The sequence below is a fragment of the Segatella intestinalis genome, assembly GCF_029348455.1.
Classification (GTDB): domain Bacteria; phylum Bacteroidota; class Bacteroidia; order Bacteroidales; family Bacteroidaceae; genus Prevotella.
On sequence record NZ_JARJVV010000010.1, the window covers coordinates 15167 to 30607 of the forward strand.

A 15441-nucleotide genomic window follows, 5' to 3' on the forward strand; every position below is an offset into this window, starting at 1 on the left:
ACTATTTCCTATTTTTGCAAAAACAATGGAAACTTTACTTTTGCTAACCGGGGAAGCTTCTTTAACTTATCGAACTTCCATACTTGAAAAAGTAAGATAAATATTAATATATATATGACACAGCAAGAAATGCTGATGAGGCAATGGGTGGATAAACTGAACCAGGCCTCGGAGGCTTACTATAACGGTAAGGGGGAACTGATGAGCGACTACGAATGGGACGCTCTGTTCGACCGGCTGAAACTGATGGAGGAGGAAACGGGGATCACCCTGCCCGACTCGCCTACTGCCAAGGTGTCGGAAGACAACGTGGCGGGACAGAAGGAGGAACATGAGTTCCCTGCCCTGTCGCTTGCCAAGACGAAGAGTGTGGCTGAACTGGTGAAATGGGCTGACGGAAGGTGTATCTGGCTGTCGTGGAAACTGGACGGTCTGACTCTCGTCGTGACCTACGACAACGGTAGGCTGACCAAGGTGGTGACTCGTGGCAACGGGCATATCGGTACCAACATCACTCATCTGGCGCCTGCCATCGCGGGTATTCCTCAACAGATAGACGAGATGGGACACTTGGTGATTCGTGGCGAGGCGGTGATCTCCTATCCAGACTTCGAGCGATTTGTGTTGGAGACGGAGGGCGACTATGCTAATCCACGCAACCTGGCTTCGGGGTCGCTGGCCCTGAAGGACATCGAGGAGGTGAAGCCACGACATCTGCAGTGGATTCCCTTTACCTTAGTATATACGGAGCACGACATCACCTCGTGGGGCGAGAGGATGGACTTCCTGGTTTCGCTGGGCTTCAATCCCGTGGAGCGCGAACGCATCGACCACCCTACTGCTGAGAATATCCAGGCGGTGGTGGACCTCTTCACCCACAAGGTGACGAACAAGGTGTTCCCCTTCCCTGTCGACGGACTGGTGATAGCCTACGATGATACGGTGTATGCTGCTACGGGGTCGGTGACCGGCCATCATGCTACACGTGCGGGCTATGCCTTCAAATGGCAGGACACGCATGCCGACACTACTCTGGACCACATTGAATGGTCGTGTGCCGCCAATACGATTTCGCCCGTGGCTGTCTTCACGCCTGTGGAGTTGGAGGGTACGACCGTGCAGCGTGCCTCGCTCTGTAACATCAGTGAGTGTGAGCGTCTGGGCATCGGGGGCAAGGGTACGCGTCTGCAGGTAATCAAGGCCAACAAGATTATACCGAAGGTGATTCGCATCACTGAGAAGGTGGGTGTGCTCGAGGTGCCTGAGGTGTGCCCTGTATGTGGTGCACAGGCGGTGGTGACGGAGAGTGAGAGCGGCACGAAGACGCTGCACTGCACCAACCCCGACTGTACGGCCAAGCAGCTGAAGAAGTTCTCGCGATTCGTGAGCAAGGAGGGTATCAACATCGAGGGTATCTCGGAACAGACGGTTTCGCGATTTATCAACTGCGGTTTCATCCACGAATATGCCGACTTCTATCATCTGTCGCAATACAGTCACCAGATTGCTACCTTCGAGGGGTTCGGCCGCAAGTCGGTGCACAACCTCTTGGAAAGCATCGAGAAGAGCCGTACCACCGACGGTCGTCATCTGCTCTATGCGCTCAGCATTCCGCTGTGTGGCGGAGATGTGGCGAAGAGACTGCTGGCTGAATATCCGGTGGCAAAGCTTATCGAGGTGGCACGCACGGCTCTCTTCGACGACGAGCTGGCAAGCATCGAGGGTATCGGACCGGAGAAGAGTGCCAAGTTTATCGGCTTCTTCCGCGACGACAAGAACTTCGGTAAGGTGCAGCGACTCCTGAAGGAACTCGACATCAGGGAGGAGGAGCCTCAGGAGAAGGGCTCGATGTGCGAGGGACTGACCTTTGTGGTGACGGGCGACGTGCACCACTACAAGAACCGCAATGAGCTGAAGGCTTACATCGAGCAACAGGGCGGTAAGGTGACGGGAAGTGTGAGCAAGAGCACGTCCTTCCTGATCAACAACGATGCTGCCTCGGCAAGTACCAAGAACAGGAAGGCGCAGCAGTTGGGCATTCCTATCATCACGGAAGACCAATTCGTGGAGCAGTTTACGAAAGAATCATAACAACGGATTGATAATATACTTATAACAACATAACATGTACATAGCAATAGCTGGCAACATCGGCAGCGGAAAGACGACACTCACCAATATGCTCGCAAAGCATTATGGATGGAAGAAATTTCTGGAGCCTGTAGATGATAACCCATACATCGACGACTACTACAAGGACATCTCGAGATGGGCGCTCAACCTGGAGGTGTATTTCCTGAAACAGCGCTTCAAAAACCTTTTGGAGATAGAAAAGAGCAAAGAGACCATCATACAGGACAGGACCATCTTTGAGGGCGTGTATGTTTTCGCTACCAACAACAAGAATATGGGGAACATGGACGAGCGGGACTACGATACCTATATGGGACTCTTCGACTCGATGATGAAGGTGATCAAAATGCCTGAACTCATGGTGTATCTGAGAGCTTCGGTTCCGCACTTAGTAAAGAACATTCAGAAGCGGGGACGCGACTACGAGCAGCAGATGCCCATCGACTATCTGCAGGGCATCAACAACCTGTACGATGAGTTTATATACAAGAAGTACAAGGGTAAGGTGCTGGTCATAGAGGTGGATAACCTCGACTTCGAACACAACCCCAGGGAGTTTGGCGAAATCGTAGACAGAATAGACTCGCAACTCTTCGGACTCTTCTCGAAGGAGGAGGAGGGAAGATAAATAATAACCATCATAAAAAATAAATAAAGATATGCATATAGCTATAGCAGGCAACATAGGAAGCGGAAAGACTACGCTCACCAAACTACTCAGTAAACGTTACGGTTGGAAGCCTAACTTCGAACCTGTGGACAACAACCCTTACCTCGCTGACTACTACGAGGACATGAAAAGATGGTCGTTCAACCTGCAGATCTATTTCCTGAACAAGCGCTTCCACGACGTGGTGGAAATAGCACAGAACAAGGAAACCATCATCCAGGACCGTACTATCTTCGAGGACGCTAAGATTTTCGCACCCAACCTGCATGACAAGGGACTGATGAGCGACCGTGACTTCGCAAACTATACTGATCTCTTCGACCTGATGATCAGTCTGGTGAAACTGCCCGACCTGATGATTTATATCCGAAGCAGCATCCCTACACTCGTGAGTCATATCGAGAAGCGTGGACGTGACTTCGAGAAGAGTATTCGTATTGATTATCTGCAGGGGCTCAACGACCGCTACGAGGAATGGATCAAGGGGTATAAGGGAAAGCTGATCATCGTTGATGGCGACAACTTGCACTTTGAGGAAAATCCTCAGGATTTCCGCAAAGTGACGGATCAAATCGACGCTGAACTCTTCGGATTGTTCCCAATGTAACAGTGATAATGAAACCTCGTTTCTCTTTTTCCTTTAGAGAAACGAGGTTTTTGTTTCTCGAAACTCCACCTATCCTTAATTAGCCTTAATATGTTTTTCTTTCGATTTCTTTCGAAAACCCACCAGTTTTTCCCTTTAGCCTTAAGTTTTTTCGAAAACTTACCAGTCTTCCCTTAACCTTAATGAGGGATTTTTCGAGAACCCACCAGTCCTCCCTTACCCTTAAGGGAGGGTCCACCGCTTTCCCCAAGCCCCTTTCCCCTCAGGGGACAGGGGATGTGCTAACCGCCCTACTCGGTGCTCAAACCGCTTCGCTATAAGGTTGGCGGACCATCAGAGGTCTTCGCCAGCAGCAGAGCTGCATTTTGCGGTATGCGACCGCATGGATATGAATCGCTTACGGACTGCAGAAAGGCCATGAAGCCCATAGCAGCACGCCCTGAACCAACGGTCACCGGCCGAAGGGAAAGGTAAAGGGCGTGCTATTTCTGTGAGCTTCTTGGTCTTCGGGGCGTGTTGCTTATATGGACTTTTAATTACCCAATACGCCCTCCTGTAGGATTGAAATTACCCTGCACGCCCTGAAGGGGCAGAAGCTCTTAGCCCAGGGCAACGCCCTGGGTATAATGTCAGTCTGCAATGCGCCCAGTAAGGGCAAAAGCTTTAAAAAACTACTTCCTTAACGCGATATTATAATTATAATATTGTGTATTGCCCGTGATATCCTCTTTCACATGGATGAAGGGAGGAAACTTGACACTCTCATGCTTCGCAATGCCCTTGGTCTCGAGAATGACTAATCCTGGAGCGGGAGACTCGAAAGAATCCAACTCGAAGTACTGACCCTTCCAGATGAAACTCATGCGATGCTTGCGGATGGTGACACGATACGGATCGGCCTGCTGAAGCATGGACTCGTAGAGATTCTTACCTATCTGGCGCTCCGTCTCTATCTGCTCGTTGGTAGAAAGCAACTTCTTGGTGGTATGAACATACACCGTCTTGCCATCGAAGACACGCTTGCGAAGACGTACCTCGCAACCAGGTTCGGTGGTAAGATATGTCTGTACGATGTCGCTGTCGATGCTTCCTGCCACATCGCCCGTCACCTCGACAATGTACTTACGCTCCTCCTCCACAGGCTGAGGAATACCCAGCACATTGCTAATCTCCTTGAGAACACGGTTCAACTTGTTGTTGAAGTCGTCGTGATTGTTGATGACACGCAGATGAGAATGACCCGTCCAGGCACTGATAACCTTCTTGTCGAGTTCGCGGGCTATCTGCAAACCATGTTCGTCGGCACGCTCCAAGCGCTGGGCATTGTTGCTCGTGGTATAAAACTGCTCGGCGCCATCGGCTGCTGAAACAAGATGGAGTACGGCATCGTAACGCTCATCGCGTAATTGGGCTGTGGTATACCCCAATTCTCCGATGATACGGTTCCAAAGCTCGGGAGTGAGATACGAAGAGATATCCATCGCACCACGGTCGCATACGATGATGACTGGCTTGTCTATCGTCTCTGCCATGCGCATCATACTGTCTTCTAAAGCCAACTGTATCTGGAGCGTAGCCTTCTCGCCCTCATAGAAGAACTTGGCGTTGTCGGTAAGATAGTTCATACCTGCCTGGGTAAACATGGTAGGTACCTCGGGAATGGTGAATACCTTGTAACCCAATCCCGAGAAATGCTCTATGATGCGTACTAATGCTGTGGTCTTGCCTGCGCAAGGACCGCCCGTAAGGACTATTTTCTTAATATTATTCATATGGTTTGCGTATCTTTTTCTGCTTAATTCTGCAAAGTTAATACAAATCGAATGCAGAATATCAAGCTTGCTTGAATATTTTGCTGAGATGCAGTTTAACTTCTGCAAAGTTAATGCAAAATTCTGAGGTAACGAAAAGATTGATACTATTTTTATTCATTGTCATGAAGATTTGACAAAATCAGGCTCTTAACAAAATTAAATCACTCATTTATTTTGATATTTTACCGATTTGATGTATCTTTGCAAAGATTATTAGATTATTTTGAAGCAAGATATGATATACTGTATTTCCAAAAAGTTAGAAATATCCGCTGCCCACTCGCTTCAGCTCAGCTACGAAAGCAAGTGCAGCCGTATGCATGGACACAACTGGCAGATAGAAATTTTCCTCGTCAGCAGGGACAAACTCAACGAGGATGGTATGGTGGAAGACTTCACTCACATCAAGAAAGTCATACACAGCAAGATGGATCATGCCAACCTCAACGAGATTTTCGACTTCAACCCTACTGCCGAGAATATCGGTAAATGGATTGTCGAACAGTTCGACGCATGCTACAAGGTTAACATACAGGAAAGCTTCGGAAACACAGCTACTGTCATCGACGAGAACAAAATAAAGGGTATAGAGTTCATCGTCAAGTAACACTGACTGGCTGCAGATATTCACAGATAACAAAGAATGAAAACTTACAGAGTCAACGAGATATTCTACTCACTACAGGGTGAGGGAAGATGGACAGGCAGACCTGCCGTCTTCGTAAGAATGAGCGGGTGCAACCTGTCGTGCCCTTTCTGCGACACCGACTTCACACACTATACGGAGATGACGGCACAGGATATTGTGGAGCAATGTTTACACACGGGAAGTGAATGCCGGTTTATCGTGCTGACAGGAGGAGAGCCCTCTCTGCAGGCCGACGACGCCCTCATTGAGGCATGGCATCAGGCCGGCTACTATGTGGCTGTGGAGACCAACGGAACGCATCTGCTGCCACAGGAAATGGACTGGATAACCTGTTCGCCAAAGAAGGCCTTTGTAGAGACTCAGGCGGCTGTCGTCATCCCTCATGCCAACGAACTGAAACTCGTTTTCGACGACAAGCATCCTGTGGACTGCTGCCATCTGAAGGCCGACTTCCTGTATCTGCAGCCTTGCGACACAGGCAACGATGAGCAGAACGCCATCATCATGAAGCATTGCATCGAATACATCAAGCAGCACCCGGAATGGCAACTCTCGCTGCAAACTCACAAAATAATAGGAATTCAATAAAACTCAATCAAAAATATGGAACATATCAAAACTCTCATTATCGGAAGTGGACCTGCTGGTTATACAGCTGCCATATATGCTGGTCGTGCAGACCTGAAACCTGTACTTTATGCCGGTTTGCAACCAGGCGGACAGTTGACCACCACCACCATCGTAGAAAACTTTCCCGGCTATCCCAATGGTGTGGACGGCAATCAGATGATGATGGACATGCGTGAACAGGCGGAACGATTCGGAACTGAAATGCGCGACGGAAGCATCACTCACATCGACTTCGAGAATCGTCCTTATCGTGTGGAAGACGAAGACGGTAAGGCTTTTACAACCGACACCATCATTATTGCCACAGGAGCCACAGCCAAATACTTGGGGCTTGAAGACGAGGAGAAGTATAAGGGACAGGGTGTATCGGCATGTGCCACCTGCGACGGTTTCTTCTATCGTAAGCGTACGGTGGCTGTTGTGGGCGGTGGAGACACGGCCTGCGAGGAAGCTCTCTATCTGGCAAGTCTCGCCAAGAAGGTGTATATGATCGTGAGAAAGCCTTTCCTGCGTGCTGCTGAGATCATGCAGCAACGAGTCAAGGAAAAGGAGAACATCGAGATACTCTTCGAAACCAACACCACGGGGCTCTTTGGCGACAACGGTGTAGAGGGTGCCCACCTGGTACGTCATCTCGGCGAACCCAACGAGGAGGCCTTCGACATTGCCATCGACGGTTTCTTCCTTGCCATTGGTCATAAGCCCAACACCGAGCTTTTCAAGGGCCATATCGATCTCGACGAGCAGGGATTCATCAAGGTGGTTCCCGGCACTGCCACCACCAATCTGCCCGGTATCTTTGCTGCAGGTGATGTGGCCGATCCCGTTTACCGTCAGGGAGTTGTAGCTGCAGGCTCTGGAGCCAAGGCCGCTATCGAAGCCGACCGCTATCTACAAAAGCTTTAAAGGCAAAGGAGTCTCATGACGCGCATAGAGCAAGAAAAGAAAACGGTAAGCCAAATGGTGGAGATATACTGCCACGGCATGAAGCATACGAAAGAAGGACTTTGCGAGGAGTGTTCGGCCCTACTCGACTATGCCTACACCAGATTGGAGCATTGCAAGTTTGGCGAGAAGAAGCCAACTTGCAAGAAATGTCCTATTCACTGCTATAAGCCTGACAGAAAAATACAAATGCAGGCTGCTATGCGCTATGCAGGCCCCCGTATGTTGTGGCATCACCCCATTGCTGCAATAAGACACATGATCAATGAATGGTGAACATTCAGACATTATTCTGTCGCTTTCAATGTATAGATTTCACTGGGAGTCTTACGCTTGAGCACCTCCAGTATAAAGTCTTTTCCTGCCACGATACCATAGCTACGCAGAATCTGTTCTACAGTCTTGCGTGCCAATTCTGGATGATTATTCTCCTCGCTCAAATGGCATAACCAGACATGACGCAGAGCATCGGTGGCATTTTCTGCCAATGCCTTACCACAGGAGGTATTGCTAAGATGACCATTAGGACCGAGAATGCGATCCTTGAGATACTGGGGATATGGCCCCTGCTGAAGCATCTCCTCATCATGATTTGCCTCTAAAACAAGATAATTGGCACGACCGATGAAGGCCTTCATCTCGTCGGTGATATGGCCCACATCCGTAATGAGACAGAAGGTGACACCACCACACTCCACCTGATAGCCCACATTGTCGGTACTGTCGTGAGGAACACCAAATGGAGTAATACGAAACTCACCCAGCACGAAGGGCACACCTTTCTCTACGACATGCACATTGGCACCATTGATCTTCTTGCGAACACAATAGTTGTTCTCAATGCCACTATGCACCTTACGAGTTGTATAAACAGGCAAGTGATAATCATTGCTTAGGCTTCCCACAGACTTGACATGGTCGGCATGGTCGTGAGTGATAAGAATGTTGTGCACATCCTCGAAGCGCAATCCATAGTTATGAAAGTGCTTTTTCAGTGTCCTTATTCCTACTCCCACATCTATTAATAGTGAATCCGTCTCAGTAAAAAGATAGTAGCAATTACCACTACTTCCGCTGCCGAAGGAAATAAATCTTAGCATCTTAATTTTTATTTTCATGCAAAGTTAGCTAAAAAGATTCTAATTACAAAGTTTTTTCTTACCTTTGTGGCGTTTTTAAGCTAATTTAAAAAGATACTGATATGAGAACAAGAAGAATTTATCTTCGATGGATCCTATTGGCTGCCGTGAGCGGCATGATGATGATGGCAGGTTCTTCTTGCAAGCACGAACTGAGCGAAGAGGAACAACTGCGAATGGATGCCGACTCCTTCGCCGTAAACTACTACAACTGGCACTTCGAGAAAGCGCTGCGTTACTGCACGCCCGAGTCGGAGAAATGGCTGAGGTTTGCTTCCAGCAATGTGCACCAGGCGGATGTCGACTCGCTGCGTGCTAAAAACGAAGACGCCCAGATTGAACTGGGCGACATCGAATGGCAAGACAATGATTCGCTTGCCACAATAGAAATAAAGGTTTCTGACTTTCTGCAGATGGACACCATAGGAAAGGTTGCCCGACTGACAGAGAAAGCCAACTTCTGCCTCCCCATGGTAAAGAGAGACGGAAGATGGATGGTTAGAATGGGAAGCCCACTGCGAAGTGAAACGCAAAGTCGCGACTGAGTCGTGGATGAATGATTGCCCAGTGCTCCTGCTCGTTCTCATAGGCGGGATTGATGGCTTTCATACCCATATCGAAACGCAGGATAAAATAGTCGAAGTTAAGACGTATTCCCAAGCCGTAAGCCACAGCTATCTGCTTGTAGAACTCATCCAACTTGAACTGTCCGCCTGGTTGCTCATCGTAGGAACGAAGGGTCCAGATGTTGCCGGCATCTACGAAGAATGCACCCTGGAACTTCCAGAACAAAGACGTGCGGTACTCGGCATTGAGGTCGAGCTTCAGATCGCCCGTCTGGTTGATGAAGTCGATACGGCCTTCGGTACCTCTGAACTTTCCTGGTCCCAACTCTCTTACACCCCATCCTCGCACGGAGTTGGCTCCACCCGAGAAATATCGTTTTTCGAAAGGCAGCACTCGGCTGTTGCCATAAGGATAGGCTATGCCGAAGCCTGCATGCAGCGCCAGGGCATTGCGCTTGTCAAACTGCATCAGATGGGTGTAGTCGAAATCAAACTTAGCATACTGAGCGTAGGCTATATTAAATAAGGTGTACTGACCCTCTCCATTCTTCTTCAGTCCGAACGCCTTGGCTGCTCCGTTGAGCAGATTGCCTGCTGTCTCGATATTTGCCCTCATGGCGTCTATACCATTATTATATGTAATACCAAAACCTATCTTCATAATGAAAAGGTCCTCGTAGTTGTAACGCAGGATGGCGTTACGATTGTCTGCATCGTCGAGGTAGTCTTTCTTGAAGGTAGGAGAAATCCACGGCATATACACATAGTTGAGATCGAGCAGGTCGATGCGCCAGTTGAGATGGTGTCTGGGTTCTGCCCAGCGATAGCGCCAGGCTGTAGAGAACACCCTGCGATAGAACTCGGGACGGTTCTGCATGTCCCAACTCACAGAGAGCTCAGAACTTGCCGTCTGTCTCCTACGGAAGCTCTTCGACAGGAATGGAGCTAAGAATCGCGGGAACATCAACTTGGCTTCTGCCGAATACTCGATGTAGTTCTGGTCGGTGTAGCCCTCCAGTCCCTTGATGGCCTCGTAGGCTCCACGCAGTTCGATGCTGAACTGTTCGCTGCCATGGAACAGGTTGCGGTTGGTATAGGTAAGCGAGGCTGCTGCTCCCAGGTTGCCTGCCGTATTGGTGCCCTCGGGCTGAAACGACAGGGTGTGGGGCTTGTTGGTGCTTATCTGTATGTTGCAGTCCAGCTGATTGGTGTCGGGCACTTCTACGAAACGTATGTTAGTATACTTCACAGCCTGCAGACGGGCAAAGTTGTTGTACGTACGCTGCAGGTCGGAAGCGCTGTAGGGCTGTCCTTCCTTCACGGCTGTGGCGTTGAGCAACACCTGGTGGCGCAGATGGATGGGCAGACTGTCATTGCTCAAGAAGTTGACCTGACGAATCCAGTATCGCGGATGGTCGGTGGCAGGCTGATTGCTGCTTGCCTTGTACTTCAGGAGATGGAGTTTCAGGTCGATATCCTTCTCGCCGGAGATGGTGTCGGCATCATACTGAATGAAGTCTTTGTTGAAACGGAAATATCCACTGTCTGCCAAGAGTCTTGCTATACGCTTGCGCTCGGCATCAAGCGCCTCTACACTGAAACGCATTCCTGGCTTCAGCAAGCGCTGACTCTCATCGCCCAGACTCAGCACCTTGCGCACCTCTTCGTCGTCGACCACATAGGTCATCTTACCTATCCGGAATGGCTCTCCCGGATGCAACAGATACTGGGCATCGAGCTTCTTGCCCTTCGTAGTGGTGAAAAGCGAGACTCCTGCCTGCAGGAATCCCTGGTTCTGCATCGCCACACGGAGGTCCTGACACGACAGGCGTGCCTGCAACGTATCGAAGATGACGGGCTTGCGGCTGAAGGGATTTCTGAAAAGCGAGAAGATCTTGGGGGCTTCCTTCTGACGGACATAGGGTTTGAGCGACGAAGCATCGTAGGATTTATCGTCGCTCTTCACCTCCACCTTGTTAAGGATATATTCGCCTTCGGGAACATGCTTACTCACAGAGCACGCACCCAACACGAGGGGAACAAACAATATGGATATTCGATATAGTTTCAACTTTTTTTGCTTTTACGTTATTATTTGGTGATGCGGAACCAGTCCACATCTATCCAACCACGGTTGGTCTTGCCTTCGGGCTCCTTGGCGAGGAGTCCTACCTTGGCTCCAATCCACTTGCCTTCGCGCATGGTAAATTCATCGCCCACCTTCTTGTACGACTTGCCATTCTGGGAGAAATAGAACTGCATCTTGCCCTGGCGTACCACCATTCGCATATAAGCCTGCTCGTGGATGGCTGGCTGATAGTCTATCTTGTCTACCAAACTTGGCTTCAGCGTATCGAGAACCTTCACAGTCTCGGCCTTGCCCTTGTCGGCACTCTTGCAGGTAATCTGCTGCAACTGGAACTCATCGCCCACTCGCTTGACTACCAATGCCGTGTAGTCGAGGCCCATCATGATGATACCGCCCATCTGGTTCTGGTCCTTGGCAGTAAGCTGTAGTTTGGTGGTGACTGTGAAGTTGTCGGCTGGAGTTTTCTGCAACAACAGGTTGGGTGTGTGCCAGATGGTTCCGTCGTTCTTGTCGGTATAGACGCGCATCACGCCCATCGAGGTTGGCATTCCATACCACTGCTGGTAGTTGGCGTGCCATTGCCATTGAAGGCCCAACTTAGTTTCATTGAACTCATCGCTCTCCACAGGGTTTACGTTCACATGAACGGCTGCCTTAGGCATCTTATAAGTCTCGTAAGGTTCGCCACAATAGCCCTTAGCTGGCACCTTGCCCATCACAGGCCAATTGTCCTTCCAGGTGACAGGCTGCAAGTGAACCACACGTCCGTAGGCTTCCTTGTCCTGGAAATGCATAAACCAGTCTTCGCCGTATTTTGTATGAACCCATCCGCCCTGATGAGGGCCATTGATTTTGCTCTTGCCCTGAGCAAGCACCTTCTTAGCCTCGTAAGGACCGAAAGGCGACTTGGAGCGCATGGCAATCTGATGACCTGTGGGAACACCTCCGGCAGGGAACATCACCCAGTACCAGCCGTTGCGCTTATAAAACTTAGGACCTTCGCAAGTGCGATTCTCTGTTCCGTTGCCGTCGAAGACTATGACAGGATCGCTGATGGCCTTGGTTCCTTCGGCATTCAACTCGCGAACAGTGATGACAGATGCGAAGCGATTGCGCGAATTGGCCCAGCCATTCACCAAGTACACACGGCCGTCCTCGTCCCACAGAGGAGAGGTGTCGATCATTCCCTTGCCAGGAATCACACACACTGGATCGTCCCATTTGCCGGCTGGATTCTTGGTCTTCACCATGAACACACCGTAATCGGGGTCACCCCAATAGATATAGAACTCGCCGTTATGATAACTGATGCAGGGAGCCCACACACCATTGCCATGCGATGGCTTATCGAACTCGCTCTCAGGCTGGAGCTTGGTGACAGCATGTCCGATGAGTTCCCAGTTGACAAGGTCCTTGCTGTGGAGGATGGGCAGACCGGGAATACAGTTGAAACTGCTGGCTGTGAGGTAATAGTCATCACCTACAGCCACCACGTCGGGGTCACTATAGTCTGCATTAATTACAGGATTGGTATAAGTTCCGTTACCATTATCCGGATTCCATACCTGCGACACGTAAGGTTTAGCTGTCTGAGCAAAGGCTCCTAAAGATGCCGATGCAAGAAATAATACGATTAGTTTTTTCTTCATTGGTTATGAAAAGATTTAGTTTGTTAAAAAAAATAGTTTATTTGAATGATATTTTATTTATTTAAAGAAATGACGTATTAAACATATTGTTTGGTGAAAGAATTTACATATTAAACATTTTGTTTAGTATTCTGCTCTATCTTTCTTACAGTCAGATGATAGCGATTACCATCAAAGAGGACCTGCATCATGCGTAGAGGATGCTCGCCATGACCACTGAGAGCCAAGGCGACATGTCCCATCGTGCGACGAAGATTGAGTTCGATGCAGGGATTGATAAAGACATCCTTGCTTCCGGGCTCTTTGGCGCACACCATCATGTCAACTCCGAACGGACCGCTGTAGACTCCCTTCAGAGCAGGCTGCATCACCTCGCAGACATGCTGGCTGATAGCTTCCAGCTGCTCATGACTGACATAAGACTGCAGCATTTCCTCCTTCTCTTCCTCCGATGCAAGCACATTGCCCGTATAGGCATTCTTCGCAACCTGGAAAAGAGACAGTCCTCGATAAACAATCTGTCCGTCGATGGCTTCAAACTCCATACCGAAATCTTTCACCTTATTATAATAGGGCTCTACTGTGACACCGCCCTGTTTTTCGATGATACGTTCAGCCCAGCGCGAGAAGCCTGGGTCTTGCAACATCTGAGCTGTGAGATAGCGCACGCCCCTGCCGCTGCTGCTCCATGGAGCCTTGACTACAGCCCGCTGCATTTGCTGCACCAGAAGGATAAGATCCTGCAGGTTCGACACAAACTTCACGTCGCTCTGCAGATGCGTGGATGCCCATTGACGAGAACTCAGTTCTCTTATCTTTTGCATGGTTTCATCGGTAGGAAGCATTATGTCAGGGCATCCTATGCGGCGCAACTCCTCCTTGAGCGAGAGATTCCAGCCCCAGGGATGAATGCTGTCCACCGACATGGTATCGGCAAATATCTTCTGCAACTGCAACTTGGTGACGAACTCCACCCTGTCCTGGTTCTCATAACCGCAGAGATGACGCACCTTGTCGCGGGCATTGTCTATGTCGTCGACCAACACCAAATCTCCATCGTCAGCCCATAAGGCAGGAATGAAAGACAGGTCGCCCCGAAGGAGACGACCAGCATGGGGTGCGGTGAATATTTTTTGGTTGGCAGCTAACGCCAAATCGTGGTCTGGATTGAAAATATGCAACTTCATGAGTGCAAAGTTACTAAAATCTCGCTATATTTTGCCTCATTTTACTTAGATTAGTGCTAAATAATGAAAAAAAAGTTGTTTTTTGCTATCTTGAGTTTGCAATTTAGAAAATAAATATTACCTTTGCACTATTAAAAACAATACGAAAGAACATAAACTCATGGAAGAGGCTTTCTTCAGAACACATCGATATCTGGTCGAGCACATCAACGCTCCGGTTCGTCGCACCCTGATGGATGAGATTGACTGGAACGACCGCATGATTGGTATCAAGGGTACACGAGGAGTCGGAAAGACTACTTTCCTACTGCAATATGCCAAGGAAAAGTTTGGTGCTGACGACCACAAATGTCTCTTTGTGAACATGAACAACTTCTACTTCCAAGGACGTGGAATAGCCGACTTTGCCGGCGACTTTGTCAGACAGGGCGGACGCACATTGCTTATCGACCAGGTTTTCAAACAGCCAGACTGGAGCAAGGAGCTTCGTCGTTGCTATGACCTCTATCCCGAACTGAAGATCGTCTTTACTGGTTCGAGCGTGATGCGACTGAAAGAGGAGAATCCTGAGCTCAACGGCATCGTGAAGAGTTACAACCTGCGTGGTTTCTCCTTCCGCGAGTTCATCAACCTGCAGACAGGCAACAACTTCCAGCCATACGAGTTGGAGGACATCCTGCAGAACCATGAGCACATCATCAAGCAGATCCTGCCCAAGGTGAGTCCGATGAAATACTTCAAGGACTATCTGCACCATGGTTTCTATCCCTTCTTCCTGGAGCAGCGCAACTTTACCGAGAACCTGCTCAAAACCATGAATATGATGACCGAGGTGGACATTCTGCTCATCAAACAGATAGAACTGAAGTACCTCACTAAGATAAAGCGACTCTTCTACCAGTTGGCAGTAGAGGGAGCCAAGGCGCCTAACATCAGTCAGTTGGCTGAAGGCATAGAGACCAGCCGTGCCACGGTGATGAACTACATCAAGTATCTCGCAGACGCACGACTCATCAACATGATTTATCCAGACAATCAAGAGTTCCCCAAAAAGCCATCCAAGGTGATGTTGCACAATCCCAATCTGATGTATGCCATTTTCCCCCTGCAGATAGACGAACAGGAAGTGATGGAAACATTCTTTGTCAACTCCATGTGGAAAGACCATCAGGTGCATCAGGGTGGACACGACCATTTCTATATGGTGGACGGTAACAGGAAGTTCCGCATATGCGACGCCCAGGCTACTAATAAATTAAGGTATAACCCCGACACCATCTACGCCCGTTACAACACCGAGGTGGGAAAGGACAACAGAATACCGCTCTGGCTCTTGGGATTCCTTTACTAAAAGGAAAGCGCA

Annotated in this window: 14 protein-coding genes; 9 read left to right on the forward strand and 5 right to left on the reverse strand. The window is 49.3% G+C overall.

Annotation, left to right across the window (positions count from 1 at the left end):
• The first annotated feature begins 114 nt into the window (after nucleotides 1–114).
• The 3 genes from ligA to P3T48_RS07920 are packed head-to-tail and all read left to right on the forward strand — an operon-like array spanning nucleotide 115 to nucleotide 3410.
• On the forward strand, nucleotides 115–2091 hold the full coding sequence (gene ligA, locus P3T48_RS07910; RefSeq protein ID WP_276506314.1) for an NAD-dependent DNA ligase LigA: 1977 nt from the start codon (nucleotides 115–117) through the stop codon (nucleotides 2089–2091).
• A gap of 34 nt (nucleotides 2092–2125) precedes the next feature.
• Nucleotides 2126–2761, forward strand: coding sequence for a deoxynucleoside kinase (locus tag P3T48_RS07915; protein ID WP_276506315.1), 636 nt, complete (start codon nucleotides 2126–2128; stop codon nucleotides 2759–2761).
• Between the two features lie 31 nt (nucleotides 2762–2792).
• Nucleotides 2793–3410 (forward strand): deoxynucleoside kinase, encoded by a 618-nt coding sequence (locus tag P3T48_RS07920; protein ID WP_276506316.1) that lies wholly within the window; start codon nucleotides 2793–2795, stop codon nucleotides 3408–3410.
• Between the two features lie 671 nt (nucleotides 3411–4081).
• Here the strand turns inward: P3T48_RS07920 and P3T48_RS07925 are convergent.
• The gene (locus P3T48_RS07925) at nucleotides 4082–5182 is read right to left on the reverse strand and encodes an AAA family ATPase (protein WP_276506317.1); all 1101 of its coding nucleotides are present in this window, start codon (nucleotides 5180–5182) and stop codon (nucleotides 4082–4084) included.
• Nucleotides 5183–5462: 280 nt separating this feature from the next.
• On the opposite strand from P3T48_RS07925, the gene P3T48_RS07930 reads away from it, so the two are divergent.
• From P3T48_RS07930 to P3T48_RS07945, 4 genes are read left to right on the forward strand one after another with little or no spacing between them, the layout of a single operon-like run.
• The gene (locus P3T48_RS07930) at nucleotides 5463–5831 is read left to right on the forward strand and encodes a 6-pyruvoyl trahydropterin synthase family protein (protein ID WP_276506390.1); all 369 of its coding nucleotides are present in this window, start codon (nucleotides 5463–5465) and stop codon (nucleotides 5829–5831) included.
• A gap of 36 nt (nucleotides 5832–5867) precedes the next feature.
• A complete protein-coding gene (locus tag P3T48_RS07935) occupies nucleotides 5868–6461 on the forward strand; it encodes a 7-carboxy-7-deazaguanine synthase QueE (protein WP_276506318.1) in 594 nt (197 codons plus the stop codon).
• A gap of 15 nt (nucleotides 6462–6476) precedes the next feature.
• Nucleotides 6477–7409 carry a thioredoxin-disulfide reductase gene (gene trxB / locus P3T48_RS07940; RefSeq protein WP_022253047.1) on the forward strand — a complete coding sequence of 311 codons (933 nt, stop codon included), beginning with the start codon at nucleotides 6477–6479 and terminating at the stop codon, nucleotides 7407–7409.
• 15 nt (nucleotides 7410–7424) lie between these two features.
• Entirely contained in the window at nucleotides 7425–7724 is a 300-nt protein-coding gene (locus P3T48_RS07945) for a nitrous oxide-stimulated promoter family protein (protein ID WP_276506319.1), read from the forward strand.
• 11 nt (nucleotides 7725–7735) lie between these two features.
• Here P3T48_RS07945 and P3T48_RS07950 read toward each other — a convergent pair whose 3' ends face one another.
• A complete protein-coding gene (locus P3T48_RS07950; protein WP_276506320.1) occupies nucleotides 7736–8548 on the reverse strand; it encodes an MBL fold metallo-hydrolase in 813 nt (270 codons plus the stop codon).
• 101 nt (nucleotides 8549–8649) lie between these two features.
• Between P3T48_RS07950 and P3T48_RS07955 the strand changes: the two genes are divergently transcribed.
• Nucleotides 8650–9132, forward strand: a complete 483-nt coding sequence (locus P3T48_RS07955; RefSeq protein WP_276506321.1) for a hypothetical protein — start codon at nucleotides 8650–8652, stop codon at nucleotides 9130–9132.
• On the opposite strand, the gene tamL is transcribed toward P3T48_RS07955, so the two are convergent.
• From tamL to P3T48_RS07970, 3 genes are all read right to left on the reverse strand, one after another.
• Nucleotides 9086–11224 carry a translocation and assembly module lipoprotein TamL gene (gene tamL, locus P3T48_RS07960; RefSeq protein WP_276506322.1) on the reverse strand — a complete coding sequence of 713 codons (2139 nt, stop codon included), beginning with the start codon at nucleotides 11222–11224 and terminating at the stop codon, nucleotides 9086–9088. The two genes, P3T48_RS07955 and tamL, sit on opposite strands and share 47 nt — an antisense overlap.
• Nucleotides 11225–11244: 20 nt before the next feature.
• Entirely contained in the window at nucleotides 11245–12891 is a 1647-nt protein-coding gene (locus P3T48_RS07965) for a glycoside hydrolase family 43 protein (protein ID WP_276506323.1), read from the reverse strand.
• A gap of 110 nt (nucleotides 12892–13001) precedes the next feature.
• Nucleotides 13002–14078 carry a hypothetical protein gene (locus P3T48_RS07970; RefSeq protein ID WP_158462280.1) on the reverse strand — a complete coding sequence of 359 codons (1077 nt, stop codon included), beginning with the start codon at nucleotides 14076–14078 and terminating at the stop codon, nucleotides 13002–13004.
• A 160-nt stretch (nucleotides 14079–14238) separates the two neighbouring features.
• Between P3T48_RS07970 and P3T48_RS07975 the strand changes: the two genes are divergently transcribed.
• Entirely contained in the window at nucleotides 14239–15429 is a 1191-nt protein-coding gene (locus P3T48_RS07975; RefSeq protein WP_276506324.1) for an ATP-binding protein, read from the forward strand.
• The last annotated feature ends 12 nt before the right edge of the window (nucleotides 15430–15441 follow it).

What these genes read in the sequence shown, in the direction of transcription:
- ligA (WP_276506314.1), top strand. Translation starts at nt 115, where the DNA reads ATGACACAGCAAGAAATGCTGATGAGGCAATGGGTGGATAAACTGAAC.
- P3T48_RS07915 (WP_276506315.1), top strand. Translation starts at nt 2,126, where the DNA reads ATGTACATAGCAATAGCTGGCAACATCGGCAGCGGAAAGACGACACTC.
- P3T48_RS07920 (WP_276506316.1), top strand. Translation starts at nt 2,793, where the DNA reads ATGCATATAGCTATAGCAGGCAACATAGGAAGCGGAAAGACTACGCTC.
- P3T48_RS07925 (WP_276506317.1), bottom strand. Translation starts at nt 5,182, where the DNA reads ATGAATAATATTAAGAAAATAGTCCTTACGGGCGGTCCTTGCGCAGGC.
- P3T48_RS07935 (WP_276506318.1), top strand. Translation starts at nt 5,868, where the DNA reads ATGAAAACTTACAGAGTCAACGAGATATTCTACTCACTACAGGGTGAG.
- trxB (WP_022253047.1), top strand. Translation starts at nt 6,477, where the DNA reads ATGGAACATATCAAAACTCTCATTATCGGAAGTGGACCTGCTGGTTAT.
- P3T48_RS07945 (WP_276506319.1), top strand. Translation starts at nt 7,425, where the DNA reads ATGACGCGCATAGAGCAAGAAAAGAAAACGGTAAGCCAAATGGTGGAG.
- P3T48_RS07950 (WP_276506320.1), bottom strand. Translation starts at nt 8,548, where the DNA reads ATGCTAAGATTTATTTCCTTCGGCAGCGGAAGTAGTGGTAATTGCTAC.
- P3T48_RS07955 (WP_276506321.1), top strand. Translation starts at nt 8,650, where the DNA reads ATGAGAACAAGAAGAATTTATCTTCGATGGATCCTATTGGCTGCCGTG.
- P3T48_RS07965 (WP_276506323.1), bottom strand. Translation starts at nt 12,891, where the DNA reads ATGAAGAAAAAACTAATCGTATTATTTCTTGCATCGGCATCTTTAGGA.
- P3T48_RS07970 (WP_158462280.1), bottom strand. Translation starts at nt 14,078, where the DNA reads ATGAAGTTGCATATTTTCAATCCAGACCACGATTTGGCGTTAGCTGCC.
- P3T48_RS07975 (WP_276506324.1), top strand. Translation starts at nt 14,239, where the DNA reads ATGGAAGAGGCTTTCTTCAGAACACATCGATATCTGGTCGAGCACATC.